This is a genomic window from Variovorax sp. GW821-FHT09A10, from assembly GCF_059418385.1.
Window position 1 is genome coordinate 122,066 of sequence record NZ_JBWKPT010000007.1, and the last position, 25,951, is coordinate 148,016.

Annotated in this window: 22 protein-coding genes; 10 read left to right on the forward strand and 12 right to left on the reverse strand. The window is 68.7% G+C overall.

Annotation, left to right across the window (positions count from 1 at the left end; genetic code table 11):
• Positions 1-206: 206 nt before the first annotated feature.
• The 5 genes from AC07Q9_RS23810 to fhuF form a co-directional block, all read right to left on the reverse strand.
• Complete coding sequence (locus tag AC07Q9_RS23810; RefSeq protein ID WP_495311997.1) at positions 207-1,235, reverse strand: FecR family protein; 1,029 nt, start codon at positions 1,233-1,235, stop codon at positions 207-209.
• Positions 1,232-1,810: an RNA polymerase sigma factor gene (locus AC07Q9_RS23815; protein WP_070062439.1), complete on the reverse strand. Its 579-nt coding sequence runs from the start codon at positions 1,808-1,810 to the stop codon at positions 1,232-1,234. Before AC07Q9_RS23815 ends, AC07Q9_RS23810 begins: the two co-directional genes overlap by 4 nt.
• 160 nt (positions 1,811-1,970) lie before the next feature.
• Complete coding sequence (locus tag AC07Q9_RS23820; RefSeq protein ID WP_495311998.1) at positions 1,971-3,290, reverse strand: lysine N(6)-hydroxylase/L-ornithine N(5)-oxygenase family protein; 1,320 nt, start codon at positions 3,288-3,290, stop codon at positions 1,971-1,973.
• A complete protein-coding gene (locus AC07Q9_RS23825) occupies positions 3,277-4,383 on the reverse strand; it encodes a GNAT family N-acetyltransferase (RefSeq protein WP_495311999.1) in 1,107 nt (368 codons plus the stop codon). Before AC07Q9_RS23825 ends, AC07Q9_RS23820 begins: the two co-directional genes overlap by 14 nt.
• Before the next feature lie 68 nt (positions 4,384-4,451).
• Positions 4,452-5,237, reverse strand: coding sequence for a siderophore-iron reductase FhuF (gene fhuF / locus AC07Q9_RS23830; RefSeq protein WP_495312000.1), 786 nt, complete (start codon positions 5,235-5,237; stop codon positions 4,452-4,454).
• Positions 5,238-5,399: 162 nt separating this feature from the next.
• Between fhuF and AC07Q9_RS23835 the strand changes: the two genes are divergently transcribed.
• From AC07Q9_RS23835 to AC07Q9_RS23845, 3 genes are all read left to right on the forward strand, one after another.
• Positions 5,400-5,633, forward strand: coding sequence for a hypothetical protein (locus AC07Q9_RS23835; protein WP_062469860.1), 234 nt, complete (start codon positions 5,400-5,402; stop codon positions 5,631-5,633).
• A gap of 85 nt (positions 5,634-5,718) precedes the next feature.
• Entirely contained in the window at positions 5,719-7,398 is a 1,680-nt protein-coding gene (locus AC07Q9_RS23840) for a cyclic peptide export ABC transporter (RefSeq protein ID WP_495312001.1), read from the forward strand.
• A gap of 74 nt (positions 7,399-7,472) precedes the next feature.
• The gene (locus AC07Q9_RS23845; protein ID WP_495312002.1) at positions 7,473-8,723 is read left to right on the forward strand and encodes a glutamate carboxypeptidase; all 1,251 of its coding nucleotides are present in this window, start codon (positions 7,473-7,475) and stop codon (positions 8,721-8,723) included.
• A 28-nt stretch (positions 8,724-8,751) separates the two neighbouring features.
• Here AC07Q9_RS23845 and AC07Q9_RS23850 read toward each other — a convergent pair whose 3' ends face one another.
• The 3 genes from AC07Q9_RS23850 to AC07Q9_RS23860 are packed head-to-tail and all read right to left on the reverse strand — an operon-like array spanning position 8,752 to position 11,152.
• Positions 8,752-9,456 carry a glutathione S-transferase N-terminal domain-containing protein gene (locus tag AC07Q9_RS23850; RefSeq protein ID WP_495312003.1) on the reverse strand — a complete coding sequence of 235 codons (705 nt, stop codon included), beginning with the start codon at positions 9,454-9,456 and terminating at the stop codon, positions 8,752-8,754.
• Between the two features lie 54 nt (positions 9,457-9,510).
• Positions 9,511-10,473, reverse strand: a complete 963-nt coding sequence (locus tag AC07Q9_RS23855) for a TIGR03571 family LLM class oxidoreductase (RefSeq protein WP_495312004.1) — start codon at positions 10,471-10,473, stop codon at positions 9,511-9,513.
• A 7-nt stretch (positions 10,474-10,480) separates the two neighbouring features.
• Positions 10,481-11,152, reverse strand: coding sequence for a TetR/AcrR family transcriptional regulator (locus tag AC07Q9_RS23860; protein WP_495312005.1), 672 nt, complete (start codon positions 11,150-11,152; stop codon positions 10,481-10,483).
• Between the two features lie 202 nt (positions 11,153-11,354).
• On the opposite strand from AC07Q9_RS23860, the gene AC07Q9_RS23865 reads away from it, so the two are divergent.
• From AC07Q9_RS23865 to AC07Q9_RS23875, 3 genes are read left to right on the forward strand one after another with little or no spacing between them, the layout of a single operon-like run.
• Positions 11,355-12,158, forward strand: coding sequence for an SDR family NAD(P)-dependent oxidoreductase (locus tag AC07Q9_RS23865; RefSeq protein WP_095746287.1), 804 nt, complete (start codon positions 11,355-11,357; stop codon positions 12,156-12,158).
• Between the two features lie 23 nt (positions 12,159-12,181).
• The gene (locus AC07Q9_RS23870; RefSeq protein ID WP_495312006.1) at positions 12,182-13,315 is read left to right on the forward strand and encodes a DUF5938 domain-containing protein; all 1,134 of its coding nucleotides are present in this window, start codon (positions 12,182-12,184) and stop codon (positions 13,313-13,315) included.
• 5 nt (positions 13,316-13,320) lie between these two features.
• Positions 13,321-14,865: an acyl-CoA synthetase gene (locus AC07Q9_RS23875; RefSeq protein ID WP_495312007.1), complete on the forward strand. Its 1,545-nt coding sequence runs from the start codon at positions 13,321-13,323 to the stop codon at positions 14,863-14,865.
• Position 14,866: 1 nt separating this feature from the next.
• Here the strand turns inward: AC07Q9_RS23875 and AC07Q9_RS23880 are convergent, their stop codons facing one another.
• A complete protein-coding gene (locus AC07Q9_RS23880; RefSeq protein WP_495312008.1) occupies positions 14,867-16,474 on the reverse strand; it encodes a class I adenylate-forming enzyme family protein in 1,608 nt (535 codons plus the stop codon).
• Positions 16,475-16,615: 141 nt separating this feature from the next.
• Here AC07Q9_RS23880 and AC07Q9_RS23885 point away from each other — a divergent pair, with 141 nt between their 5' ends.
• Positions 16,616-17,269 carry a DUF1345 domain-containing protein gene (locus tag AC07Q9_RS23885; RefSeq protein WP_495312009.1) on the forward strand — a complete coding sequence of 218 codons (654 nt, stop codon included), beginning with the start codon at positions 16,616-16,618 and terminating at the stop codon, positions 17,267-17,269.
• Positions 17,270-17,276: 7 nt separating this feature from the next.
• On the opposite strand, the gene AC07Q9_RS23890 is transcribed toward AC07Q9_RS23885, so the two are convergent.
• The 3 genes from AC07Q9_RS23890 to AC07Q9_RS23900 form a co-directional block, all read right to left on the reverse strand.
• Positions 17,277-18,239 (reverse strand): DMT family transporter, encoded by a 963-nt coding sequence (locus AC07Q9_RS23890; RefSeq protein WP_095746282.1) that lies wholly within the window; start codon positions 18,237-18,239, stop codon positions 17,277-17,279.
• Between the two features lie 76 nt (positions 18,240-18,315).
• Complete coding sequence (locus tag AC07Q9_RS23895) at positions 18,316-18,813, reverse strand: methylated-DNA--[protein]-cysteine S-methyltransferase (RefSeq protein ID WP_492680665.1); 498 nt, start codon at positions 18,811-18,813, stop codon at positions 18,316-18,318.
• Positions 18,810-20,414 (reverse strand): DNA-3-methyladenine glycosylase 2 family protein, encoded by a 1,605-nt coding sequence (locus AC07Q9_RS23900; protein WP_495312010.1) that lies wholly within the window; start codon positions 20,412-20,414, stop codon positions 18,810-18,812. The genes AC07Q9_RS23895 and AC07Q9_RS23900 overlap by 4 nt, the downstream gene beginning before the upstream one ends.
• Positions 20,415-20,524: 110 nt before the next feature.
• Between AC07Q9_RS23900 and AC07Q9_RS23905 the strand changes: the two genes are divergently transcribed.
• From AC07Q9_RS23905 to AC07Q9_RS23915, 3 genes are all read left to right on the forward strand, one after another.
• The gene (locus AC07Q9_RS23905; protein ID WP_495312011.1) at positions 20,525-21,907 is read left to right on the forward strand and encodes a phosphomannomutase/phosphoglucomutase; all 1,383 of its coding nucleotides are present in this window, start codon (positions 20,525-20,527) and stop codon (positions 21,905-21,907) included.
• Positions 21,908-21,914: 7 nt separating this feature from the next.
• Positions 21,915-23,306 carry a 3-deoxy-D-manno-octulosonic acid transferase gene (locus tag AC07Q9_RS23910; protein WP_495312012.1) on the forward strand — a complete coding sequence of 464 codons (1,392 nt, stop codon included), beginning with the start codon at positions 21,915-21,917 and terminating at the stop codon, positions 23,304-23,306.
• 257 nt (positions 23,307-23,563) lie between these two features.
• Complete coding sequence (locus AC07Q9_RS23915; protein ID WP_495312013.1) at positions 23,564-25,951, forward strand: M23 family metallopeptidase; 2,388 nt, start codon at positions 23,564-23,566, stop codon at positions 25,949-25,951.

Below are 25,951 nucleotides of genomic sequence, written 5' to 3' on the forward strand. Positions count from 1 at the left end.
GGGTGAAGGCTCCAGACAAATAAATCGGTGCGGCATGAAAACGGGGGCGCGCCGCAGCCGTCGATCGGATGCGGGGTGCTTCTGGATGTAAGACGTTTGAACTCGAAAAAGAGAGACAGGCCCGTGACAAGGCATCGGCCGCCGCGTCGATGCGGGGCTAAAAACGAGCGGAAAGAGGGAGCGGCGCGCCGGCGGGCGCACCAGGGTCAGCGCGCCTGCAGGCGCACGCTGCCGTCGGGCCGGGCCACCGCCACCAGCGGCAGGATGGCCGGCAGCGCGTCGAGCAGGCCGGCCGAGTCGTTGGTGCGAAAGCGCCCCGAGAGCCGCATCGCGTCGATGCGGGCGTCGGCGCCGACGATGGGCGCGCTACGGTAGCTGTTGACCGCGGCCAGCGCGTCGCCCAGCGGCGTGTTGTCGAACACCAGCCAGCCGTCGCGCCAGGCCGAGAGGGCGGCGGTGTCGGCCTGGCGCACCGGATCGGCGTGGCCGTCGCGCACCTCGAGCATGTCGCCGGCGCGCAGGTCGACCACTTCGCCGCTGCGTTCGGTGCCGGCGTGGCGCAGCACCTGCACGCGCACATGGCCGTGCTCGACGCCCACGGTGATCGGGCCGCCGCGGTCGCGCACGGTGAAGGCGGTGCCGACGACTTCGATGATCGCCTCGCGCGTGCGCACCACGAAGGGACGGTCGGCGTCGGGCGCCACGTCGAAGCGGACCTCGCCGCGCGCCATGTCGATCATCCGGCGGCGGCGGTAGAGCGTGACGTCGACGGCGCTCTGGGGCGCCAGGTCGAGGCGGCTGCCGGCCGAGGCATCGGCGCCATCGGCCAGCGTGACCTTGAGCATCCGCGCGTTCGGCGTGCGGTACGTCGCCTGGAACACGGGCTGCTGCCAGTACCACTGCACGCCGCGCCCCGCGACCACGCCGGCGCCGAGCAGCCCGGCGACCGACAGCAGCATCTTGCGGCGCGAGGGGTTGCGCGGGGCCGGTGCGGGCACGGGCTCGTCGAAGTGCGCGCGCAGGTCGTCGGCCATGCCGCCCAGCGCGTTCCAGCGCTCGCGCGCCTCGCGCACGGCGGCGGCGTGTTCGGGCGAGCGCGTGCGCCACTGGTCGAGCGCGAGCCGGGCGCTGTTGGCGGCCGGGCTCGGCGGCGCGATCTCGTCCTCGACGATGAGCGCGAGCGCGCGTTCGATCAGCCGTTCACGCGGAACGACCGCTGTGGCCGCACGGCTCATGAAAAGTCTTCGGCCAGTGCGGTGTCGAAACCGGCGTGGCTGTTCACCGCCTGCGGCTCGATCAGTTCATGGCGCAGCTCGGCGAACACACGCGAGCAGTCGATGGTGGCGCGCAGCAGGTGCTTGGCGACCGCCATCTCGGTGATGCCCAGGCGCTGCGCGATCTCGGCGCGCGAGTGGCCGTAGGCGCGGAACAGCAGGAACACCTCGCGCCGGCGCGGCGGCAGCTGTTCCATGGTTTCCACCACGCGGCGCAGCACGCGGTGCTGGGCTACGACGTATTCGGACGAGGGGGCCGTGAGGTGCGTGCCCACGACGGCATGCGAGACGGCCCACTCCTGCGCCACCTTGCGGTGGCGGGCTTCGTCGATGCACAGGTTGCGCGCCACGCGGAACAGCAGGGCGCGCGGCGACTCGATGGCGGCGCCGTCACGCAGGCCGAGCGTGTGCGTGTACACGCGCTCGAAGCTGGACTGCGCGATGTCGGCCGCATGGTGCGGGTCGCGCAGGTCGCGCGTGAGCTGCCGGCGCAAGTCCGCGTAGTGAGACACAAGTTCCTGGACGAGGTCGCGCATCCGGTCGCCTTCTCGCAAGCATCGACAAAGGACCCCTGGGCCGATGGCTGGTGCGCGCCGATGAAGAGGAGGCGAGGGCGCTGGCTTCGGTGACCCCGGGGATGAGGTGAATAAGAACTATTCTTATTGAGTGTAGCACCGAAGCCTTGCGTTTCCGTGGCTAGACCACGGGCGCGGCGTGGGCGGGGCGCTCCGCGGCGGGCGCTTGTGGCGCCTGCGCGGTGTGCCGCGGCGTGGCGTTCAGCAGCGCCTGGCCGATCTCGTCGGAGCGGATGGCGGTGACCGACAGCAGCGTGTCGCTCAGGCCGTGGCTGGTCTCGCAGGCGCCCTGCAGGAAGATGCCCGGGCGCAGCGCCGGCGTGCCCTGCACGCGGTAGTCGCGGTCGACCGAGAAATCGCCCAGGTAAGGCGCCAGCGGTGCCAGCAGCGTGCGGTGCGCGTCGCGCGCGTAGCCGGTGGCGAGCACCACGGCGCCGTAGGCCTTGTCGTGGCGCGCGCCGGTGTTCAGGTCGTGCAGCGACAGGTGGATGCCGTCCTGCGCGGCGCGCACGGCCGACACCTCATGCCGCCGCAGGAAGCTGTGGCGCGTGGAGCCGGCCACGCGCTGGCGGTAGAACACGTTGAAGATTTGCTGGATCAGCTCCAGGTCGGGCGCGGCGTAGTTGGTGTGCCAGAACTCCTCGAGCAGCTCGGCGCGCTCGTTCACCGAGCGGTTGAACACGAAGTCGGTGAAGTCGGTGTTGAAGATCTCGTTCACGAACGGGCTGTCGTCCGAGGGCTTGATGGAGCGCGCCCGCATGATCAGGTCGACCTGCGGCTTCGCGGGGTGCGACTGCAGGTCCATGAAGATCTCGGCCGCGCTCTGGCCCGCGCCCACGATGGCGATGCGGTCGGCGCCGGGATGGCGGGCGATGGCCTCCAGGTAGGTGCTCGAATGGAACACGCGGCCGTCGTCCCGCAGGGGCTGGAAGCGCGCCGGGATGTTGGCCACGCCGCCCACGCTCACCACCAGGTTGCGCGCCAGGCGCTCGCGCACCGCGCCGTTGGCGTCGCGCGAGCGCACGCGCAGCAGCGAGACCTCGTCGCCCTTCATCTCGGGCACCACCTCGAACACGGCCTCGCCGTAGGCGCAGCGGTCTTCGAACTGCGCCGCGGCCCAGCCGAGGTAGTCGTTGAACTCGTGGCGGCTCGGGAAGAAGCTCTTGAGGTTGATGAAGTCCTGCAGGCGCTCCTTCTCATGCAGGTAGTTCAAAAAGGTGAAGCGGCTCGACGGATTGCGCAGCGTGGCCAGGTCCTTCAGGAACGAGATCTGCATGTGCGCGTTGTCCAGCAGCATGTTGCGGTGCCAGACGAAGCCCGGTTGCTTCTCGATGAACAGCGCATCGACGAAGTGGCCCTTCTGGCGTTTCTCGTCGAGCGCGATGGCCAGTGCGATGTTGGACGGGCCGAAGCCGACGCCGATCAGGTCATGGATTTGCATGGATGTCCTCCAGGGATGGCTCGTGTCGACGAGCCGGGGCCGGCGAAGCGGCGGTGGGGTCAGCGCGCGGAATCCACAGCGCCTCGCCGAAGAAACGCTCGCGCCACAGCACGCCCAGCAGGGCGCGCTTGTGCGGAAAGTCGAACTCCTTCACATGGGCGTAGCCGCAGCGGCCCAGGCTCCGGATCATTTTTTCGTTGTCGGCGCGCGGCTCGATCACCAGGCGCTGCGTGCGCGGGTCGTCCAGGAAGAGGTAGTGCGACACCGACGGCATCCAGGCCGTGAGAAAGGGCTTGCCGCGAAAGCGCGCCTCGCCCACCAGCGCGTGCCAGCCTCGGTCATGGTCGGCCGCGTCATAGAAGGGCGCGATGCGGTCTTCCTTGGCCCAGTAGGCCTCGAAGTAGCCAAAAGGCTCGCCGTTGAAGCGGCCGACGAGGCCGGTCACGCGCGGGTCGGCCGCGATGCCTTCCAGGTACTGGCGATGGCGCGCGAGGTCGCCTTCCTCTTCCCAGAAATGCGCGACCACGGGGTCGTTCATCCAGCGATGGAAGGCAGGCAGGTCGCGTTCGATGTCGACCGTGTCGAGCGTGAGCGTCTGGCCCAGCCACGGGATGTGGCGGCGGTACACCGTGCCCTGCGGTTTGGCGGGGCGCAGCGGATGGCGCTTGCCCTGCGTGACGACGAAGCGTTGCGCGAAGGGCTCGCGCGGCTGCGGCAGCCAGGCGCGCGGCCATTGCCAGAAGGCCTCGCGCGCGACCGTGGGCAGCGCGCCCTCGGCCGGCGTGACGATGCCCGCATCCACCAGCCGCGTGCCGGTCGGCAGCGGCGACTGCAGCGCGAGCTGCCGCGCGGCCGGGTGGCGCAGGAAGGTCGCCTCGATCGCCGCCAGCAGGTGCGCTTCGTCAGGCTCGCCCGCGCAGGCGCCCAGCCATTCGAGGCGCGGCGTGCCGGGCTGCGCGCGCAGGGCCCAGGTGCTGCCGTGGCGGTCGCCGTCGTGCGGCGTGACCCTGAGCACGGTGCCTTCCAGCCGGACGTCCAGCACCCGGCCTTCGGGATGCGCGTGAAAGCGCCATGCAGTGTCGTGGGCGGTCAAGCAAAACCTCCGGGGTGTGGTCGATGTGTGTGGGATGCAGAAGGAAGACGCGGGCTGCGGCCGGATGTTTAGTCGGCGGTGCTTGCACAGCGCTCCCGTTCGAACTCGGGCGAGAGCGGACACGCGCCGCAGTAGCCCAGCCGCGGCACGAGGTAGTAGAGGCAGCACTGGCGGTGCAGCGTGACGGGCGGCGCGCTGCGGTCGGTCACGCGCACGCCGCGGCGCGCGGGCATGCACATCGGGTTGTCGCGCAGCGTGCCGCACGGTTGCGGCCAGGTCGGGCGGTGCAGCAGGTGCTCGAGGTCGGCGGCCACGGCGGGCGCCTGGCCGCTCATGCGCAGGCCTTCTTCCAGCACCGGCTCGAGGTAGCGCACGGCGTTGCCCCAGAGGATCTTGGGCGCCAGCCGCGTGAGCTGCGTCAGCCGCGCGAACAGGGGCGCGAGGTGCGTCCACAGCAGCACGTCGTAGCGCGCCGCCGTATCGGTGCCGGGGCGCGGCGTGCCGAGCTCGACGATGTGGAAGCACTCCGGGTCGCCGTCTTCGTCATCGAGGCTGACCCAGACCTGCTCGGGCCGGACCGGAAAGCCGTGCTGCAGCAGGCTCGCCGCGGCGGCCACGGGCGGCAGCAGCGCGTGCAGGTAGTTCATGCTCCAGGCGGACGCGACCGCGCGCAGGTCGCGCTCCGGCATGTGCAGCGTGCGCGCCTTCAGGCGCAGCAGCGCCAGCAGGCGCGTCGGGTCGGCCAGCAGATCGGCCACGCGCACGGCGTCGGGCGGCGGGTGCGGGGCGCAGGCCAGCGTTTCGCCGTAGGGCGCCCACTCGCCCTGGAAGATCGGCGCGAGCAGCGGGATCACGGGGCGGGGCCGAAGGTGGCGTGAAGAAGAAGGCGCACAGGCATGCAGCAGAAGACGCGCCGGCGGGCCGGAAATTTAGTCCACGCAGGCCCCGCGCCTAAACAGCGTGCCCCACGGAGCGTCTACTCACTCATCGACAGCAGTGCAGGCGTGCGAATCCCCATGAGCTTCCCGAGACACCGTCCTTCCGATCCGGCCTTCAGCATGGCCTGGCGGCTTTTTCGTGAGCTGCACGACGCACCGTCGCCCGAGCGCGCCGAGCAGCTCGTGGCCTGGCTCGGCCAGGACCCGGGCCACGTGCGCGCGCTCGACGAGGCCCTGACGCTGTGGGCCCTGGCGGGCGCCTCGGTGGTGGAGGCCGCGCGCGAGGCGGGGGCGCAGCCGCTGCTGCAATAGGCGCCGCGCCTTCCTGCTAAACAAGCAGGCGCGCCGAACGTCATTGCAGGGAGCCCGTCTCCCTTTGCAACGAACCGTCCGCCGCATGAACCTCACACCCGCCAGCGCCCCCGCGTCCGAACTCGTCCGGCTGTTGCGGCCCTACTTCCCGTGGATCGCGCTGTCGACCGTGACCGGCATCGGCGCGGGCATCGCGACCGTCGCGCTGCTGGCAACCATCAACCAGGTGCTCAACCGCCCCGGCGGCCTGGCCGGCGGGCTGCTGCTGACCTTCATCGGCCTGTGCGTGGCGGCGCTGGTGGGGCGCGCCACCTCCGACATGTCGAACAACGTGGTGGGCCAGCGGCTGGTGGCGCAGGTGCGCAAGAGCCTGGCGCTGAAGATTCTTGCGGCGCCCATCGATGCGCTCGAGCGCTACCGCATGCACCGCCTGATGCCCGTGCTCACGCAGGACGTCGACATGATCAGCGACGTGGCCTTCATGATGGCTTCGACCATGATCGCGCTGGCCGTCTCCTTCGGCTGCCTGGGCTACCTGGCCTGGCTGTCGCCGCCGCTGTTCGGCCTGCTGCTGGCGGCGCTGCTCGTGGGCATTACCGTGCAGAGCCTGGCGCATGCGCGCGGCATCTCGGGCTTCTTCAAGGCGCGCGAGCAGGAAGAGGCGCTGCACAAGGCCTACCGCGGCATCAGCGAAGGCGCGAAGGAGTTGCGCATGCACCGCGCGCGCCGCGCCAAGGTGTACGAGCAGCAGGTGGCGCACACGGTGGAGCGCATCCACGACATCAACCGGCGCGCCATCAACACCTTCGTGCTTGCGTCGTCGTTCGGCTCGGCGCTGTTCTTCCTCCTGATCGCGCTGATCCTGGGCTGGGCCGCGCTGCGCGACACCGAGCCGGTCGTGCTCAGCGGCTTCGTGCTGGTGCTGCTGTTCCTGAAGGGGCCGCTCGACCAGGTGGTGGGCGCGCTGCCGCACCTGGGGCGCGCCAAGGTCGCGTTCGAGCGCATCGCCGACCTGTCGGCCCGCTTCGCCACGCCCGAGCCGCACCTGGACCTGCACGCACCGCCCGCCGCGCCCGTGCTGCACGACGCCATCGAACTGCGCGGCGCGCGCTATGCGTTCCCGGCGGTGGAGGGCGCGGAGCCCTTCGTGCTCGGCCCGGTGGACCTGCGCATCGGGCGGCGAGAGATCGTCTTCGTCGTCGGCGACAACGGCTCGGGCAAGACCACGCTCATCAAGCTGCTGCTGGGCCTGTACGCGCCGGTGGATGGCGAGCTGCTGCTCGACGGCAAGGCCGTGACGCCGCAGACGCGCGACGACTACCGCCAGCTCTTCACCACCGTGTTCTCCGACTTCTACCTGTTCGAAGACCTCGTGGCCGGCGAAGAGGGCGGCCACCAGGCGCTGCCCGAAACCGCCTTGCCCTACCTGCAACGGCTGGAGATCGCGCACAAGGTGTCGGTGAAGAACGGCGCCTTCAGCACCACAGACCTCTCGACCGGCCAGCGCAAGCGGCTGGCGCTGGTGCATGCGTACCTCGAAGGCCGGCCGGTGCTGGTGTTCGACGAATGGGCCGCCGACCAGGACCCGGCCTTTCGCCATCTGTTCTACACCGAGCTGCTGCCCGAGCTGCGCGCCAAGGGGCACTCGCTGGTGGTCATCTCGCACGACGACCGCTACTTTCACGTGGCCGACCGCATCGTCCACATGAAGGCCGGGCGCATCGCGCAGGCCACCGAGGCGCCGGCGCCGAGCCTCGCGGCTTGACCCGTTCGCGAAGCGGGTGCTAGTGTGGGGTTCGCTTCGAACGAACCTCCACAACAGAAAGAACAGGCTTCCTCATGCACCCTCGCTCCACCCCGCGTTCATGGACGCGCGCCGCCTGCCAGAGCGCCGTGCTGGCCAGTGCCTTGCTTGCTGTCAACGCCTTGGCCCAGAAGCCGCACCAGGGCGTGCTCGACGCCGCCACGCAGCAAAGGGACGAGACGCTGCAGCTGCTGGAGCGCATGGTCAACATCGATTCGGGCTCGACCAACACCGAGGGCCTGGCCAAGGTGCGCGAGATGGTGGCGGACGAACTGCGCAAGCTCGACGCGCGCATCGAGAGCTTTCCCGCCGAGCCGCACCCGGGCACCAACCTGGTCGCGACGCTGACCGGCCAGGGCAAGAAGAAGATCCTCATCCTGGCCCACATCGACACTGTGTTCAAGGACGGCACGGCCGCGGCCAAGCCCTTCTACATCAAGGACGGCCGTGCCTACGGCCCCGGCGTGATGGACAACAAGGGCGGCGTCGTGGCCGGCCTGCAGGCGCTGAAGATCCTGCAGAAGATCGGTTTCAAGGACTACGGCCAGATCACCTTCCTGATCGACACCAACGAAGAGACGGGCTCGGTCGGCACCAGCGCACTCATCGAGCGCGTGGCCAAGCAGCACGACGTGGCGCTGAACCTCGAGCCGGGCCGCCCGGCCGATGGCCTCGTGGTCGAGCGCAAGGGCTCGGCCACCGCGCTCATCGAGGTGAAGGGGCTCGCGTCGCACGCGGGCGTCGCGCCCGAGGCGGGCCGCAACGCCGCGATGGAAGTCGCGCACCAGGTGCTGCAACTGTCGAAGGTGGCCGATGCGGCGAAGAAGACCACGGTCAACTTCACGGTGCTCACGGCCAACGGCCCGACCAACGTGATCCCCGCGTCAGCCAGCGCCAAGGGTGACGTGCGCGCCGCCACGCCCGAGGAGCTCGACCGCGTCGAGAAGGACCTCACGCGCATCGCGCAGAACAAGCTGATCCCCGAGACCGAGGTGCGCGTGCGCCTTGTGCGCGGCCTGCCGCCGATGCCGCGCTCGCCCGCATCGGACAAGCTCGTGCGCATGGCCGAGGGCATCTACGGCGAGATCGGCAAGAAGCTCACCATCGAGAGCAGCGGCGGCGCCGCCGACGCCAGCCTCGTGGCCGGTGTCGGCGTGCCCGTGCTCGACGGCTTCGGCATCGTGGGCGGCGGCATCCACACGCCGGAGGAATACGCCGAGGTCGAGAGCGTGGTGCCGCGGCTTTATCTGCTGTCGCGGATGCTCATGGACTTGAGCGCGAACTGATCGCGCTGCTCGGCGTGTCGTCGGGGCCTCAGCCCCGCTTCGGAATGCCCAGGCCCTTCACCACCGCCGGCCGCGCCACGAAGGCCTCGAGCACGCGCGCGACGTTCTTGAAATCGCTGAAGCCCACGAGGTCGCCGGCCTCGTAGAAACCGATCAGGTTGCGCACCCACGGGAAGGTCGCGATGTCGGCGATGGTGTAGCTGTCGCCCATGATCCATGCGCGGTCGGCGAGGTGCTTGTCGAGCACGCCGAGCAGGCGCTTCGATTCGGCCACGTAGCGGTCGCGCGGGCGCTTGTCTTCGTAGTCCTTGCCGGCGAACTTGTTGAAGAAGCCGAGCTGGCCGAACATCGGGCCGATGCCGCCCATCTGGAACATCACCCACTGGATGGTCTCGTAGCGGGCCGCCGCGTCCTTCGGGATGAACTGGCCGGTCTTTTCTGCGATGTACAGCAGGATCGCACCCGATTCGAACAGCGCCAGCGACTGGCCGCCCGGGCCGTTGGGGTCGAGGATGGCGGGGATCTTGTTGTTCGGGTTGAGCGACAGGAACTCCGGCGACATCTGGTCCTGGGTCTCGAAGCTCACGAGGTGCGGCTCGTAGGGCAGGCCGGTTTCCTCCAGCAGGATCGACACCTTCACGCCGTTGGGCGTGGGCAGCGAGTACAGCTGCAGGCGCTCGGGGTGCTGCGCGGGCCATTTCTTCGTGATGGGGAAGTGCGAGAGATCGGTCATGGGGAAAGTCCTTGGAATAGGGGCGACAACGGCGAGCGCCGGATTCTGCCCGGCTCAGGCGGGCGGTGTGCGCGCATGGCCTTGCAGGCGCGGCAGCACCTCGCGGCCGAGCTCGTCGACCACGTCCTGCGCGGGCCGCCGGCTGCTGCGCACGAAGTTCAGCAGCACGTGGGCGACGCCGGCGTCTTCCATGCGGTCGAGGTAGTCGACGAGCGCATGGCGTCCGGCGCGCAGGCCGAGTTCGATGGGCTCGGCGGGCGCGTCGGCATCGTCCAGCAGGTCGAGCTGCAACGATTGAACGAAGGGCTTGGCCTCGCCGCCCGCGCGTTCGCGCAGCGCGGTCTGCCACAGGCCGATGCGGCCCTGCTGGCGCGCTTCGTCGCGGTGGTAGGTGGCCCAGCCGTCGGCGTGGGCGGCGGTCCATTGCAGCGACTGGCGCGCCGAGCCCACCACCAGCATGCCGATGCGCGCGGTGGGCGCCGCCATGAGGTCGTGGCCGCCGGTGGCTTCGTGCAACGCAGTGCGCTCGTTCGCATCGGGCGAGAGGGCCGAGCGCACGAGGTTCCAGCGTTCGCGGAAGACGTCGCCGCGCAGCGCGATGTCCTGCTGGAAGATGGCGAACTCCGCCTCGCGGTCGCCCGAGCCCAGGCCGAGGATGAAGCGGTCGTTCGACAGGCGGTTGAGCGATAGCGCGGCCTTGGCCACGTGCAGCGGATGGCGCAGCGGCAGCACGGCGGCGGCGGTGCCGAGCGCGATGCGCTGCGTGGCGGCGGCCAGCGCGGTGAGCCAGACGAAGGGCTCGTCGAGCACCGCGGTCTCTTCGCCCTGGGGCAGCATCACGGGCACGTCGCGCGTCCACAGCGTGGCAAAGCCGAGCGTGTCGGCCAGCCGGGCCAGGTGCAGTTCGGACGCGGGGTCGGCCATCGTGCCGGGCGGGCGCGCCAGCGGCGTCATCAGGCCCAGGGTGAGGCGCCCGGCGAGCAGCGTCTGCCGGTAGGCGGTGTTGAACGGCGCCATGGCGGCGTCAGGCGCGCCGCTTGCGGGAGGCCGGCGCGGCGGGCGCAGCGAACAGCCGCTCGATCGATTGCCGCACGTCGGCCTGCATGTCGGCGATGGCCTTGGTGTCGCCCGAGAGGTGCTTGAGCAGCGCCTGCAGGAACAGCCCGTCGAAGAGGGCGTAGCAGGCCGAGGGCGGCAGGCCCGGTGCCTGGCCGGAGAGTTCGGCGAAGCGGCTCATGATGCGCCAGATCATGTCTTCGAGGCTCTTGTCGATCTGCACCACGTCGTCGTGAAAGGCCGCTTCGAACAGCGCCTGCGAGCGCAGGTCGTACCAGAGCCGGTGCACGTGGCCTTCGCCCTGCAGCGTGTCGCCCAGGCTCTGCAGGAAGCCTTCCATGAGCTCGGCATACGTCGTGGCGGTGTCGACCGCGTGGTCGTAGCGCGTGACGCAGCGCGCCTTGTACTGCTTGACGCTGCAGACGATGAGGTCGACCTTGTCGCTGAAGTAGTAGTGCAGCACGCCATGCGAGAACTCGGAGTTCTGCGCAATCTCGCGCAGGCTGGTGCGTGCGTAGCCGAGCGTGGCCAGCGTGGTGAGGGCGGCTTCGCCGAGCTCGGCACGGCGCTGCTCGAACTTGTCGGCCGGCGCCTTCTGCACCCGTCCGGCGTGCTTCTTTACCCGTGAATGAGTGGTCATTTCTAGCCAGGCCGCAGAGTGCCGGCCGCTGTGTTTCCTGGTGATTGCAAACCATAGCACGCGGCGTGGGAAATCCCTCCTACGTGCATTCCAGAGGCATTTTACGAAATTTGGGCAGTCGTCAAAAAAATTCTTGACACTCGTCAAGTCGATTCCTAGCATGGCTGCTCCATCTCATACACATATCCACAGGAGACAAGTGATGGCCAAGTTCGACTTGACGGGGCGCAAGGCCCTGGTGACGGGTGGTGCGCGCGGCATCGGCGCGGGCATCGCACAGGCACTGGCGCAAGCGGGTGCGTCGGTGATGATCGGCGACGTGCTCGCCGATCTGGGCAAGGAGACCGCGCAGCGGCTCTCGGCCGAAGGGGCGAAGGTGGGCTTCGTCCCGCTCGACGTCACGAAGGACGGCGACTGGGCGGCTGCCACCGAAGCCACGGTGAAGGCGCTGGGCGGCTTCGACATCCTGGTCAACAACGCCGGCATCGAGATCACCTCGCTGGTGGTCGACGTCGACGGCGACGACCTGCGCCGCATGCTCGACGTGAACGTGGCCGGCACGCTGCTGGGCATGAAGCACGCCTTTCGCGCCATGCGCCCCGGCGGCAGCGCGGGTGGCGGCGGGGCGGTGGTCAACATCGCCTCGGTCGCGGCCACCATCGCCTTTCCCGCCATCGCTGGCTACTCGGCGACGAAGTCGGCGGTCGACCGCGCCACGCGCGTGGCGGCCATGGAGTCCGGCAAGCTGGGCTACGGCGTGCGCGTCAACTGCATCTACCCCGGGCTCGTGCCCACCGACATGGGCATGAAGCTCGCCAACGACATCGTGGCCGCGGGGCTGGCGCCCAGCGTCGAGGCCGCCGTGGGCGACGTCATCGGCCAGACGCCGCTGGGCCGCCTCGGCGAGATCGGCGACATGGCCGACGTGGTGGTCTTCCTCTGCTCCGACGCCGCCCGGTTCATCACCGGCGCGGGCCTCGCGGTGGACGGCGGCATGGGCATGTGAGCGATCAACAAGGAGCAAAAAACATGAGCAGCAAGAAGAAACCCGTCATCGTCTACGGCGCCTCTGGCTACACCGGACGCCTGGTCTGCGAGTACCTGCGCGAGTACCACATCCCCTTCATTGCGGCGGGCCGCAGCGCGGAGAAGCTCGAGGCCGCGATGAAGTCGAACGTGCCCGGCATCGAGACCGCGGACTACGAAGTGGTCGAGGTCGCGCACACGGTCCAGGCGCTCACCGAGCTCTTCAGCGGCGCCTCGGTGGTGCTCAACACGGTGGGGCCGTTCGCCAAGTTCGGTCCCGAGGTGGTCGATGCCTGCCTGGCCGCCGGCTGCCACTACACCGACACCACCGGCGAACAAGACTGGCTCATCACGCTCGACCAGAAATACGGCGCCAAGTTCGCGGCGGCCGGCCTGCTGCTGTCGCCCGGCCTGGCGCAGATGTACACCACCGGCGAAATCGCGGCGCAGCTGTGCCTGGAAACGCCGGGCCTCGACACGCTCGACATCGCCGTGTTCTGGGGCGGCAGCCCGACCATCGCGTCGACGCAGACCATCCTGGTGAACGCGGCTACGTCCAAGGCCTTCTACCTGGAGCAGAACCAGTACGTCGAATGGCAACCCGACGCGGGCCTGTACCACCTGTCGATTCCGGGTCAGCACGAAGCCGCATTGGCGTTGCCCTGGGGCGGCACCTCGCACCCGGTGTGGTTCAAGCGCGATCCGCGCGTGGCCAACGTGAAGGTGCTCGGCGGCGTCTTCAACAAGCCGCTGATGCTGGGCGTGCCGCAGATCGTGGCCGCCGCGCTCAAGGCCACCGAAGGCATGAACGACGAAGACCGCTATGCGGCGCTGGCGCAGACGGCCGCGGGCGTGATGAACACCATGCCGCCGCGCGAGAACCCGCGCATCAACAAGTCCGTCGATTCGGTGCATGCCTCCGGTCCGCTGGGCCGCGCGCACTGCGTGATCTTCGGCAATTGCAACTACAAGCAGACCGGCCTGCTGCAGGCCTATGCCGCGGCTTCGCTGCTGCAGCAGGCGCCGCGCCGCGCCGGCTTTGCCTCGGGCTGCCAGGCCTTCGGGCACCGCGAGCTGCTGGGGGCGCTGCGCAGCTTCGGGCTGGTGCAGGAACCCGTGCTCACGCGGATGGGCTGACGCGCATGCGCCTCGTCGACTACCTCGACAAAGGCGCCCAGCAGGGCGCCGATTCGCCGTGCCTCACCATGGGCGACGCCGACCTGAGCTACGGCCAGGTGCAACGCATCAGCTGGCGCGTGGCGCGCGGCCTGCAGCGCGCGGGCATCCCGCCCGGCGACAAGGTGGCGGTGCTCTCGAGCAACGACGCCCTGGCCTTCGCCACGGTGTTCGGCATCTCGCGCGCCGGTGGCGTGTGGTGCCCGATCAACCCGCGCAACGAGGCCAGCGAGAACGCCTTCGTGCTCGATGCCTTCGATTGCGCCTGCCTCGTGTTCCACAGCAACTACGCGCCCATGGTCGAGCAGATGCGCGCGCAGCTGCCGAAGCTGAAGGCGCTGGTGTGCCTCGACCAGCGGCAGGCCTTCGCGCCCGCCATGGACGAATGGCTCGACGGGCTGGACGATGCGCCGATCGACATCGCACCGCCCGACGACGTGGCCATGATCGCCGGCACCGGCGGCACCACCGGCCAGCCCAAGGGCGTGATGCTGTCGGGCGGCAACCTGGAGGCCATGTCGGCGCTGACCCTCATGGGCTACCCCTTCGAGGGCCGGCCCGTGTACCTGGCGCTCGCGCCGCTCACGCATGCGGCCGGCGTGCTGTGCCTGCCCGTGATGGCGCTGGGCGGGCGCGTGGTCATCATGCCCAAGCCCGACCTGAGCGAGTTCCTTTCGCTCATCGAGCGCCGGCGCGTCACCCACACCTTCCTGCCGCCGACGCTGATCTACATGCTGCTGCAGCACCCGGACCTGGCGCAGACGAAGCGCGACTCGCTGCAGTGCTTCTGGTACGGCGCCGCGCCCATGTCGGCCGCACGGCTCGAAGAAGCGCTCGACAAGATCGGCCCCGTCATGGCCCAGCTCTTCGGCCAGACCGAGGCGCCGATGATGGTCTCGATGATGCCGCCGCGCGACCACTTCAACGCCGACGGCTCTGTGGCGCGCCAGCGCCTGGCCTCGGCGGGGCGGCCCGGGCCGCTGGTGCAGGTCGGCATCATGAACGGCGAGGGCGCCTTGCTGCCCACGGGTGAGAGCGGCGAGATCGTGGTGCGCGGCTCGCTCGTGATGCGCGGCTACTACAAGGACCCGAAGGCCACGCAGGAGGCCTCGCGCCACGGCTGGCACCACACGGGCGACATCGGCTACCTCGACGGCGACGGCTTCCTGTACATCGTCGACCGCGCCAAGGACATGATCATCTCGGGCGGCTTCAACGTCTACTCCGCCGAGGTGGAGCAGGTGCTGATGCAGCACCCCGACGTGCAGGACAGCGCCGTCGTCGGCCTGCCCGACGAGAAGTGGGGCGAGCGCGTGGTGGCCGTGCTGCAGCTGCACGCGGGCCGCAGCGTCGATGCCGAGGCGATCAAGACCTTCGTCAAGTCGCGCATCGGCAGCGTGAAGGCGCCCAAGCAGGTCGAGGTGTGGGCCGACCTGCCGCGCTCCAAGGTCGGCAAGGTGCTCAAGAAGGAAGTGCGCGCGTCGCTGCTGCAGAAGCTGTCGTCATCCTGATTCAGTCGCGTTGGTAGTGCGCCTGGTGCGCCTGGCGCAGCTCGAACTTCTGGATCTTGCCCGTCGAGGTCATCGGCAGCGCGGGCAGGAAGACGATGTCCTTGGGCACCTCGAAGCCGCCGAGGTGTTCCTTGCAGTGCGCCGTGAGCGCAGCTTCCGAGAAGTCCGCCGGCGCATCGGGCCGGCGCGTGACGAAGGCCGTGATGGCCTCGCCCCAGCGCTCGTGCGGCAGGCCGACCACCGCGGCGTTGAGCACGCCCGGGTGGCGCAGCAGCACCTCCTCGACCTTGAGCGAGGGCACGTTCTCGCCGCCCGACTTGACCATGTCCTTGAGCCGGTCGAGAAAGATCAGCTGCCCGTCGTCGTCCAGCTTGCCCAGGTCGCCCGAGTGGTGCCAGCCAAAGCGCTGCGCATGCGCCGTGGCCTGCGGGTCCTTGTAGTAGCCGAGCATCACGTTCGGTCCGCGAAAGACGATCTCGCCGACCTGGTTCGGCGCCAGCAGCTCGCCCTCGTCGCCCATCACCGCGACCTCGTTCACCAGCGTGCCCACGCCCCAGTACGAGCCGAAGCGTTCGCGCTGCTGGTGCGTCTCGAAGATGGTGGCGCCGGGGTACATCTCGGTCTGCCCCGAGGCCAGCGCGAAGTTCGGGCACAGCGCATCGAGCAGGCGCAGCAGCAGCGTGCGCGACATCGGCGCCATCGCATACACGCACAGCCGCAGGCTCGACAGGTCGCGCGACTCGCGCTGCGGGTGGGCCAGCAGCGCGCCGTACATCATGGGCAGCCCGACCGTCACGGTGATCCTGTGGCGCTCGATGGCGGCGAGCATCGCGCCGGGGTCGAAGCCGCGCAGGATGACGTTCGTGCCGCCCACCGCGAGCGCCGACATCAACACCGTGTGCTGCCCGCAGTGAAAGAGCGGCAGCACGTTGCTCCACACGTCGTGGTGCGCCGGGCCGCCGCCCCATTCGAGCATGTTGCTCTGGAGCACCGAGTGCACCGAGGCGTGCGAATGCATCACGCCCTTCTGCCGGCCGGTGGTGCCGCTGGTGTACATGATGAGCGCGAGCTGGTTGGTGTCGATGGCCACGTCGGGCAGCGTGGCGGGGCCCTGCGCGATGGCCTGCGCCACGGTGGGCACGCCGGGCGGCGGCGTGTCGCCGTCGAGCACGCACAGCAGCGGCGAGACGGCCGCCGTGTCCAGCAGCTGGCGCAACTCGGGGCGCGCGTGCAGCGCGGTGTCGATCACGAGGTGCCGCGCCTCGGCATGCTCGAGGATGTAGCCGATGGCGTCGACCGCGAGCGCCGTGTTGATCGGCACCCACACGAGCCCGGCCTTCTGGATGCCGAGCAGCGCGACCACCATCTCGATCGAGTTGTTGCACAGCATGGCCACGCGCTCGCCGCTTGCGAGGCCCAGGCCTAGCAGGTGGTGCGCGAAGCGGTTCGATGCGGCGTCGAGCTCGGTGTAGCTCATGCGGTGCTCGCCCTCGATCAGCGCAGTGCGCGCGCCGAAGCGCCGCGCGCTGCGGTGGATCACGTCGCCCAGCGCGATGCGGGCGATGCGTTGGAAGGAGGAGGGCGTGGGCTCGGGGCGGGCGGCGGGCATGGGGGCGTGTCTCCGGTCGTTGTGGTGTCGATCGGAGCGCAGACTAAGACCGGCACCGCCTGCCGGTCTTGCGGGGAGTGGCTATGCCGGGTTCTGCCTCGCCCGTGCGGCCGCGAGGGCGAGCGGCGCTACAGTGCGCCCATGCGCCAACACCTTTCCACCACCACCGGTCCCCAACGCCTTCTCTATGGGGCCGCCGCGGCCGTCGCGGTGGCGCTGCTGCCCTGGCCGATGGGCCTCACGGCGCGCGCGCTGGCCGGCTGGTGCGCCGGCGTGGCGGTGTACCAGCTGCTCAGCTGGTGGCTGGCCGAGACCTTCGACGCCCAGCGCACGCGCGAGCGCGCACAGCAGCTGGACCAGCCCAACGTCGTGATCCTGGTCTCGATGCTGGTGGCGGTGGGCGTGAGCGTCGTCGCCATCGCGATGCTGCTGCAGCAGGTGCGCCAGCTCAGCGGCTGGGCGCGCGGCGCGCACGTGGCGCTGGGGCTGGTGGCGCTGGCGGGGTCGTGGCTGATGATGCACACGATCTACGCCTTTCACTACGCGCACCGCTACTACATCGACCGCAAGGAAAGCGCCTCCGACGGCGGGCTCGACTTTCCGGGCAAGGAAGCGCCCGACTACTTCGACTTCATGTACTACGCCTACGTGATCGGCATGACCTCGCAGGTGTCGGACGTGCAGGCCACCTCGCACGAGATGCGGCGCATCACGCTGGTCCACAGCGTGCTCGCCTTCGCCTTCAACATGCTCGTGCTGGCCCTGTCCGTGAACGTGGTGGCCGGCGTGGTCTGAAGAAAGCTCAGCCCGCGGCCTTGCGCAGCGACGGCAGCTTGACGATGCCGGTCGACAGCGCCACGCCGCACACGATCACGAAGGCGCAGATCAGCATCCACTGCGTGATCTGCTCGCCGAGGAACACGGCGCCGTAGAACAGCGCGAACACCGGCACGAGGAAGGTCACGGTGAGCGCGCGGGCCGGGCCGGCGCGTTCGATGAGCCGGAAGAACAGGATGTAGGCCACGCCCGTGCAGGCGATGCCCAGGGCCAGCAGCGCCAGCCACGCGCGCAGGCTGGGCATCTGCGCGGGCCAGAGCCAGATCGCGGGCAGCGCGAGGAACAGGCTGGCGCCGATCTGGCTGCCGGTGGCCGTGGTCAGCGCGGGCACGCCGGACAGGTGGCGCCGCGTGGCGCTGGCCGAGATGCCGTAGCACAGGCAGGCCGCCAGGCAGGCCAGCACGGCCCACAGCGCGGCGTGGTTGCTGGCGCCGGCATGCAGGCCGGCGCTGCGGCTGGCGAGCATCGCGACGCCCGCGAAACCGATCACCAGCCCAACGAGGCGCGAGCCGTTCGGCCGCTCGCGGAACCAGGCCCAGGCCACGAGCGCGCCGAACATCGGCGTGGTGGCGTTGAGCACCGCCGCCAGGCCGGTGTTGATGGTCAGCAGTGCGAAGCAGAACAGCGCGAAGGGCATGCCCGAGTTGAAGATGCCGACCGTGAGGCTGGCCTTCCAGTGCTTGGCGATCGACGGCCCCTGGCCGCGCAGCAGCGCAATCGGCAGCAGGAACAGCGCCGCGATGACCACGCGCACGGCCGCGGTCGGCAGCGCGCCGAACTCCGCCGCGCCGATGCGCATGAACAGGAAAGAGGCGCCCCACAGCGCGCCCAGCAGCACGAGATCGATGAGCCACGCCTTCGGTGCGAGCGCGGCGGGAGCGGGCGAAGGCGAGGGAGCGACGGTGGTGTTGTTGTTCGTTGTGGTCATGCGTCTCTTTGGGGAATGGCGCGGCGCCACATCGAGGGGATGTGGCGCTGCGCCATGGGCGGTGTTTTCTTCTGTCTTACTTGCCGGTCTCGAGTTCGAGCAAGGCCGTCTTGCGCTCGAGCCCGCCAGCGTAACCGGTCAGCGAGCCGTCTGCACCCAGCACGCGGTGGCAGGGCACGATCACGCTGATCGGGTTGCGTCCGACCGCCGCGCCGACCGCGCGCACCGCGGCCGGGTTGCCCACGCGCTGGCTCAGCGCGCCGTAGGTCGTGGTCTCGCCGGCCGGGATGGCCAGCAGCGCCTGCCACACGCTCTGCTGGAAGGCGGTGCCGTGCGACAGGTCGAGCTGCATGTCGAAGTGGCTGCGGCGGCCCGCGAAGTAGTCGCGCAGCTGCGCAGCGGCCTCGACCAGCGCGGGGTGGTCGTCTTTCGTCTGCCAGCCCGTGGTGTCGGGCCAGTGGCGCTGGTGGTCGAACCAGACGCCGGCCAGGCCCTGGTCGGTGGCGGCCATCGTGACGCCGCCCAGCGGCGTGTCGGTGTGCGAGGTGTAGATGACGGTGCGCTTGAATTTCATGGTCTTTCAGGCACGGGGCCTGCCGTTGCGAGGTCGGAAGATGTGGCGGTCGGCGTTACAGCCGATGCCGGTTCGGGTGGCGCGGGTGGGGTGTGCCACGCGCGCAGCACCGCATAGCTGCGCCAGGGGCGCCAGGCCTGCGAGGCCTCGCCCGCGGCGCGCGCGGTGGTCACGCCCAGCGCCTTCTGCAGGGCCACGTCGCCGGCGGGAAAGGCGTCGGGCCAGCGCAGCGCGCGCATCGCGATGTACTGCGCGGTCCAGGCGCCGATGCCGGGCAGTTCCTGCAGCGCCGCGAGGGTGGAAGGCACGTCGGCGCCCGCATGCAGCGCCAGCCGGCCCGAGGCCACTTCGCGCGCGATGGCCTGCAGTGCGGCCTGTCGCTGGCGCACGATGCCCAGCTGCCCGAGCGCATCGCCGCTGGCCGCTGCCAGCGCGGCGGGTGTGGGGAACAGGCGGGTCAGGCCGTCGATGGGCGTGTCGATCGCGTCGCCGAAGGCCTCGACCAGCCGCGAGCCCAGCGTGCGTGCCGCGGCCACGGTGATCTGCTGGCCCAGCACCGCGCGCACCGCGAGCTCGAAGCCGTCGACCGTGCCCGGCACGCGCAGCCCGTCGCCATGCGGAAAGGCGGCGTGCAGGGCGGCATTGATCGCCATCGGCTCCGCGTCGAGGTCGAACAGCGCGCGGGCGCGGCTGATGACGATGGGCAGCACCGCGGCCAGCGAATCACTCACGGCCAGCAGCACCTGCTCGCGTTCGAGGTCGAAGCGCAGCTGCAGCCAGCCGGCGTGCGTCTGCCCGCCCTGCTGCACGCGCAGGGTGCGCGCCAGGCGCACGTAGGTCGGCGTGCTGCCCTTGGCGGGCTCCTTGCCGTCGGCGGTGTGCACGGTCTCGACGCCGCGCAGCGCGCGCCGTGCGAAGAAGCCGAGCATGGCGTTGGCGTCGTAGGGCGGGCGAAAGCCCAGCCGCACCTCGATGGCCTTGCCTTCTCCGCCCTCGGTGCCGCCCGCGCGGCGCAGCGCGCTCGGGTTGAGCCCGTAGTGCTCCACGAAGGCTGCATTGAAGCGCCGCACGCTCGCGAAGCCGCTGGCCAGCGCCACCTGCGTCATCGGCAGGCGCGTGTCGGCGATGAGCTGCTTGGCGGCCAGCAGGCGGCGCGTCTGCAGGTACTGCAGCGGTGACACGCCGAACTGCGCCTCGAAGATGCGCCGCAGGTGGCGGTCGCTGACGCCCAGGCGGGCCGCGATCTGCGCCGCGCCGGGGCCTTCCTCCGACCAGGCATCGGGCTCGTCGATGAGCCGCGCCGCCTGCAGCGCCAGGATGCGCGAGGCATCTTCGGTCGACCAGCTGGCCGCGCGCGGTGCCAGCTCGGGCCGGCAGCGCAGGCAGGGCCGAAAGCCTGCGGCCTCGGCCTGGGCCGCGTGGCGGAAGAAGCGGCAGTTCTCGCGCCGCGGCAGCTTCACGCGGCACACCGGCCGGCAGTAGATGCCGGTGGAGGTCACGGCCGTGAAGAACGAGCCGTCGAAGCGCGCGTCGTGCGTCTTCATCGCCAGGTAGCAGGCGTCGCTCTCGAGCACTTCGGAGGGGGCGTGGGCGGTAGACATGGGGAAATGATACGGTTTCGACTCGTTTCAACTGGCCGTTTTCGGACATCGATGTCTACAACACGTTGCCTACAATGCCCGACTCCGAACCAACAGTGACCCCGCCCTTCATGCAGCTCAGCGCATCGATCTTCAAGGCCTATGACATCCGCGGCGTCGTGCCCCTCAGTCTCGATGTCGAAGTGGCCGAGGCGCTGGGCCGTGCCTTCGGCAGCGCAGCCCGCGCGGCCGGCGAGACCGCGGTGGCCGTGGGCCGCGACGGGCGCCTGTCGGGCCCGGCGCTGGTGGACGCGCTGATCGACGGCCTGGTCGCCACCGGCGTCGAGGTGATCGACATCGGCGCGGTCACGACCCCGATGCTGTACTTCGCGGCCCACACGCTGTGCACCAGCGGCATCCAGGTCACGGGCAGCCACAACCCGAAGGACTACAACGGCTTCAAGATGGTGCTGGCCGGCCGCGCGATCTACGGCGACGAGATCCAGGGCCTGCGCAAGACCATGGAAGACGGCAGCGCCACGCTGGCGCCCGGCGGCAGCGTGCGCAAGGTCGACGTGACCGACGCCTACGTGCAGCGCATCGTGGGCGACATCAAGCTGGCGCGCCCCATGAAGATCGTGGTCGATTCGGGCAACGGCATCGCGGGCGCGACCGCACCGGCCATCTTCCGCGCCATCGGTTGCGATGTGGTCGAGCTGTTCAGCGAGGTCGACGGCAACTTCCCCAACCACCACCCCGACCCGAGCAAGCCCGACAACCTCCGGGACCTGATGGTCGAACTGGCCAAGGGCCAGGCCGAGCTGGGCCTGGCTTTCGACGGCGACGGCGACCGCCTGGGCATCGTCACGAAGGACGGCCAGAACATCTTCCCCGACCGCCAGATGCAGCTCTTCGCGCAGGACGTGCTCTCGCGCGTGCCCGGCGGCACCATCGTCTACGACGTGAAGTGCTCGCAGCGCCTGGCGCCGGCCATCGAGGCCGCGGGCGGCACGCCGATGATCTACAAGACCGGCCATTCGCTCATCAAGGCGAAGATGAAGGAAATCGATTCGCCGCTGGGCGGCGAGATGAGCGGCCACATCTTCTTCAAGGAGCGCTGGTACGGTTTCGACGACGGCACCTACGCCGGCTGCCGCCTGCTCGAGATCCTGAGCAAGCACCCGGACGCGAACGCCGTGCTGAATGCGCTGCCCACCAGCTTCTCGACCCCTGAACTGAACGTCGCCTGCGCCGAAGGCGAGCCCCACGCGCTGGTCGCCCAGCTCGTGCAGAACGCGCGCTTCGACGCGCCTGCCCAGGTCTCGACCATCGACGGCCTGCGCGTGGACTGGCCCGATGGATTCGGGCTGATCCGCGCTTCCAATACCACCCCCGTGCTGGTGCTGCGCTTCGAAGGCCAGACCGAGGCGGCGCTCCAACGCATCGAGACCGAGATGCTTGCGGTGCTGCGAACGGTCAAGCCCGACGCCACGCTGGCCGCTGCTGCCCACTGAAGAACCTGTGCGTTCCCTGCTGCTTCGCCTCTACGGCGTCTTCACCACCGCCGTCCAACCGCTGGTCCGCCGCAAGCTGCGCCGCCGCGCCGTCGCCGAGCCCGGCTATGCCGTGGCCGTCGAGGAGCGCTTCGGCCACTACGACGACGCCACCACCGGCTTTGCCCAGTGCTGGGTGCACGCCGTCTCGCTGGGTGAGACGCGCGCCGCCGCCATCCTGATCGCCGAGCTGCGGCGCCAGTACCCGGGCATTCCGATCCTGCTCACGCACGGCACCGCCACGGGCCGCGAAGAGGGCGCCAAGCTGCTCGAGCCGGGCGACACGCAGGTCTGGCAGCCGTGGGACACGCCGGGCGCCGTCGCCCGCTTTCTCGACCGCTTCCAGCCGCGCATCGGCGTGCTGATGGAAACCGAGGTCTGGCCCGAGATGGCCGCCGCCTGCGCCGAGCGCCGCATTCCGCTGGTGCTGGCCAATGCGCGGCTCAACGAGAAATCGCGCGCCGCGGCCGAGCGGCTCAGCGGGCTGGCGCGGCCGGCGTACTCGGCGCTCGCCGCCGTCTGGGCGCAGACCGAAGCCGACGCGCACCGGCTGGTGTCGCTGGGCGCCAAGGTGGCCGGGATCTACGGCAACCTCAAGTTCGACGCCACGCCCGACGCGCGGCAACTGGCCACGGCCGTGTCGCTGCGCGAGCACCTGCCGCGCCCGATGGTCGTGCTGGCCAGCTCGCGCGACGGCGAGGAGCGGCTGCTGCTCGAGGTGCTCAAGCGCTTCGGCGCCACCTCGCCGGTGCCGCCCGAGCAGGGCGCGATCCGCTCGATCGCCAAGCGCGTGCACGACGTGCAATGGATGATCGTGCCGCGCCATCCGCAGCGTTTCGACGAAGTGGCGGCGCTCATCGAGGCCGAAGGCTTCGCGGTGGCGCGCCGCAGCGCGGCCGGCCAGCCGGCCGAGGCCGAGATCTGGCTCGGCGATTCGCTGGGCGAGATGGCGCTGTACTACGGCCTGGCCGACGTGGCCTTGCTCGGCGGCAGCTTCGAGCCGCTGGGCGGGCAGAACCTCATCGAGCCGGCGGCCTGCGGCTGCCCGGTGGTCATGGGCCCGTCGACTTTCAACTTCGCTGAGGCGGCGCAGCTGTCGCTGGCGGCGGGCGCGTCGCTGCGCGTCGAGGGCATGGAGCAGGCCGTGACGGCCGCGCTCAAGCTGGTCGAGAACCCGGAGCGCCGCGCCGTGATGGCGCAGGCTGCGCTGGCCTTCTCGTCGTCGAACCGCGGGGCGGCCGAACGCACGGCCGCGGCGGTGCTGGCGATTGCGCAGGCGGCGGAGCCGGTGGGGACGCCGGTGGCCGGCGACGACGGCGCACCGCCGCCTGAGGCCAGAGCGGAGCCGACGCTGGACTGAGCATTTCCCTGCGGTATCGACTTTTTCACGGGTCGGGCTGGTAGTTAGATGCCAGGCCCGCCTAACTGAGTTTCGGGTGACGATTGTTCGCAGTGTGAGCAGAGCAGCCCCAGCAAACTGCCTCGACCTATTTCCTTGTCATGGAAGCCGTCGATGCCGTGCTGCTCTCGATTCACTCTCCTGCGTTTCCCTTTTTTCCTGCTGCGGCGAGCGACGCCGGTCTTGATCTCGACGGGGTCTCCTTGTGAGACGCGTACATGATCATCAGCCCGCCCTTTCTGCCCGATCATGCCGGCCAGTCCGACGATGCATGGCTCGACACGGCCATGGCGCAACCTGCCTCTCGCCTGACGAGCACCAACGCACCTGAGGGTTCGTTTCCCTTGAGCCTGAAATTGGCTTGGCACAACGGTATCCATATCCAGGCACCCATTGTCGATGGGGCGTACTTGTCAGTTCGTGCCGTCGCCGATGGCACGGTCGTCTTTGTTCATTCACCCACTGCGCGGAATGCAGAGCTCGATCATCCGCTGAACTACAACCCACTTCCCACTGATACGCCTTCCGCCGCCTGGACCAGCGACGGGCTCCTTGTCATCGAACACAAGACGGAGATCGGTGCTGCGGGGACTCTCGCCACGGAGGTCGTCTACTACAGCGTTTGCATGCATCTGAGCAGCATTGCCGCCTGCCCCAGAACAGGCATGGCATGGTCGGTTGGAAATGCCGTCTATCGAAAGGAAGAGCTTGGCTCACCGGGGCAAATCTATGGTCACGATGGGCAGGTTCACTTCGAAATCTGCTGCAACAAGGCGAACCTTGTGTCGCTCACGAGACGCGGCCCCGATTGGGTCGACCCATTGGCGCTGACGCCTCCTGCCGCCAATGGCCGCACCGACAGTGTCTTTGGCAGTCTCTATATTTATCTGCCTGCCGGCACGCCGACCAGCACCAGCCGGCCGACCAGTCACATGCGCACAGCTGGCAACCCGGGTGGCGCGGCAAGCGCCGCCTCCGACTACTTTCCGCCCAACACGCTGCACGCCCCTTTGTGGGTGCAAATCGCCTACGAAAAAGGTCGAGCGACCCTGACGAGCTACGACGCGCGCGGCGTGCCAGTCGGCTCGCCGAGGAACGACAGTCGAGACGACTATGTTCATCGCGCGAACGCTCCAGCAACCGCCAGTCAGAGCTTCGAATACGACCTGTACCTCGCTTCCAATGATCGTCACGATGCGCTGGATGCCGCCGCGCAGGCCACGAGCAGTCCCAGCGGCTGGTATGAGTTGCTGCGCTTCGGGCGCAACCTGGGGAGCGATCCGCTCCCAGCCAACGCAGCCCATTGGCGCAAGATCGCCACGAGCTCCGGAGAGATATGGGCGGACCTCAATGCACAAGGCACCTTCAAGTTCAGCGATGCCGATTTCCTGCCTGTCATGGGTTGGAACTGCTTTGACGACGATCCAGCGCCGACCGATCAGCGATGCGACTCGCTGCATATGAAGACGCTGATTCGTGACCCCGACCCCAAGAATGACCAGCGCATGCAAGTCGCTCAATTGGCGCGTCGGCTGGGAGAGGTCGAAGTAAGAAAGAAGCTGCGCCGAGCCATTTGTCGATTCCCCAGCGAATGGGATCAAACAAGCATTGAGGCGCGCTACGGATGGCTGGAAACCGGAGACTCCAAATCGACCGACGATGACGCCACGAGTGCACAGAAGTGGCGCCGATTCGTGAACCACGCGAAAGCGCTCAGCTTTCCTGAACTACCCCAAGCAGTTCTGGATGCTGACTGGCGTTTTCATCCGAGAGAATTTGTGGGGCACATGCGGCGATGCGGATGGTTGAGCGCACAGGAACTCGCGCAGTGTTTTCCGAGAAAACAATTGCATTTGAATGGCGGTTCTTTCAATTCGTCGCAGATCACCTGGCAAACAGCCATTGCACGAGCAAACGAGTGGGCGCTTCCGTTCAACAGGGCGACAAGGAAGTATGGAGTCAGCGCATCCAGGCAAAGATTGCTTCATCTGTTTGCCCATGTAATTCCGGAGACCGCAAACTTAAGTATGGTTAAAGAAGGTGGTGGAGAGAATGCGCGATACAGTCCTTACTACGGGCGTGGTCTCATTCAGTTGACCCATCTTGGAAATTACAAAGCATATGGGGAGTTTCGAAGTTTTAAAAGGACATTTCCATCGAATAATTTTCCCTCTCTTGGATGGGACCCCGACACGCTGATAGCTCGCGACAACAGAGGTGGACGCAACGCTGAAAATTGCGTAGACAGTGCATGCTTCTATTTGGTGAAAAGAGAAAACATGCTGAACCACCTGGATAATGGTATTTCGCAGGCGGATGCGATCACGGCAAGTAAGGATGTCAATGGCTATGTGTCGATCGAGAATTTGAATGGATTGGATGCTCGCTTGCAAAGCATTATTTATCTCAAGTATATTCTTCTTGAAGACGTGACTCGCAGCACCACTGAAACGATCAATTTCGCGTGGCGAAGGAACAGCCGAAAAGAGGCTGTCCTGGATGCTCAAGGCCGGGCAGTTTCAACTGGAAATCCACCACGTCCTTTGATGAAATACTATCTCGGTCAACACACGATTGGGGTACCCCTCGATAGGCAGAAGCCGTGA

Coding starts and splice junctions, on each gene's coding strand:
- AC07Q9_RS23810 (WP_495311997.1), bottom strand. CDS start 1,235: ATGAGCCGTGCGGCCACAGCGGTCGTTCCGCGTGAACGGCTGATCGAA.
- AC07Q9_RS23815 (WP_070062439.1), bottom strand. CDS start 1,810: ATGCGCGACCTCGTCCAGGAACTTGTGTCTCACTACGCGGACTTGCGC.
- AC07Q9_RS23820 (WP_495311998.1), bottom strand. CDS start 3,290: ATGCAAATCCATGACCTGATCGGCGTCGGCTTCGGCCCGTCCAACATC.
- AC07Q9_RS23835 (WP_062469860.1), top strand. CDS start 5,400: ATGAGCTTCCCGAGACACCGTCCTTCCGATCCGGCCTTCAGCATGGCC.
- AC07Q9_RS23840 (WP_495312001.1), top strand. CDS start 5,719: ATGAACCTCACACCCGCCAGCGCCCCCGCGTCCGAACTCGTCCGGCTG.
- AC07Q9_RS23845 (WP_495312002.1), top strand. CDS start 7,473: ATGCACCCTCGCTCCACCCCGCGTTCATGGACGCGCGCCGCCTGCCAG.
- AC07Q9_RS23850 (WP_495312003.1), bottom strand. CDS start 9,456: ATGACCGATCTCTCGCACTTCCCCATCACGAAGAAATGGCCCGCGCAG.
- AC07Q9_RS23855 (WP_495312004.1), bottom strand. CDS start 10,473: ATGGCGCCGTTCAACACCGCCTACCGGCAGACGCTGCTCGCCGGGCGC.
- AC07Q9_RS23860 (WP_495312005.1), bottom strand. CDS start 11,152: ATGACCACTCATTCACGGGTAAAGAAGCACGCCGGACGGGTGCAGAAG.
- AC07Q9_RS23865 (WP_095746287.1), top strand. CDS start 11,355: ATGGCCAAGTTCGACTTGACGGGGCGCAAGGCCCTGGTGACGGGTGGT.
- AC07Q9_RS23870 (WP_495312006.1), top strand. CDS start 12,182: ATGAGCAGCAAGAAGAAACCCGTCATCGTCTACGGCGCCTCTGGCTAC.
- AC07Q9_RS23875 (WP_495312007.1), top strand. CDS start 13,321: ATGCGCCTCGTCGACTACCTCGACAAAGGCGCCCAGCAGGGCGCCGAT.
- AC07Q9_RS23880 (WP_495312008.1), bottom strand. CDS start 16,474: ATGCCCGCCGCCCGCCCCGAGCCCACGCCCTCCTCCTTCCAACGCATC.
- AC07Q9_RS23885 (WP_495312009.1), top strand. CDS start 16,616: ATGCGCCAACACCTTTCCACCACCACCGGTCCCCAACGCCTTCTCTAT.
- AC07Q9_RS23890 (WP_095746282.1), bottom strand. CDS start 18,239: ATGACCACAACGAACAACAACACCACCGTCGCTCCCTCGCCTTCGCCC.
- AC07Q9_RS23895 (WP_492680665.1), bottom strand. CDS start 18,813: ATGAAATTCAAGCGCACCGTCATCTACACCTCGCACACCGACACGCCG.
- AC07Q9_RS23900 (WP_495312010.1), bottom strand. CDS start 20,414: ATGTCTACCGCCCACGCCCCCTCCGAAGTGCTCGAGAGCGACGCCTGC.
- AC07Q9_RS23905 (WP_495312011.1), top strand. CDS start 20,525: ATGCAGCTCAGCGCATCGATCTTCAAGGCCTATGACATCCGCGGCGTC.
- AC07Q9_RS23915 (WP_495312013.1), top strand. CDS start 23,564: ATGATCATCAGCCCGCCCTTTCTGCCCGATCATGCCGGCCAGTCCGAC.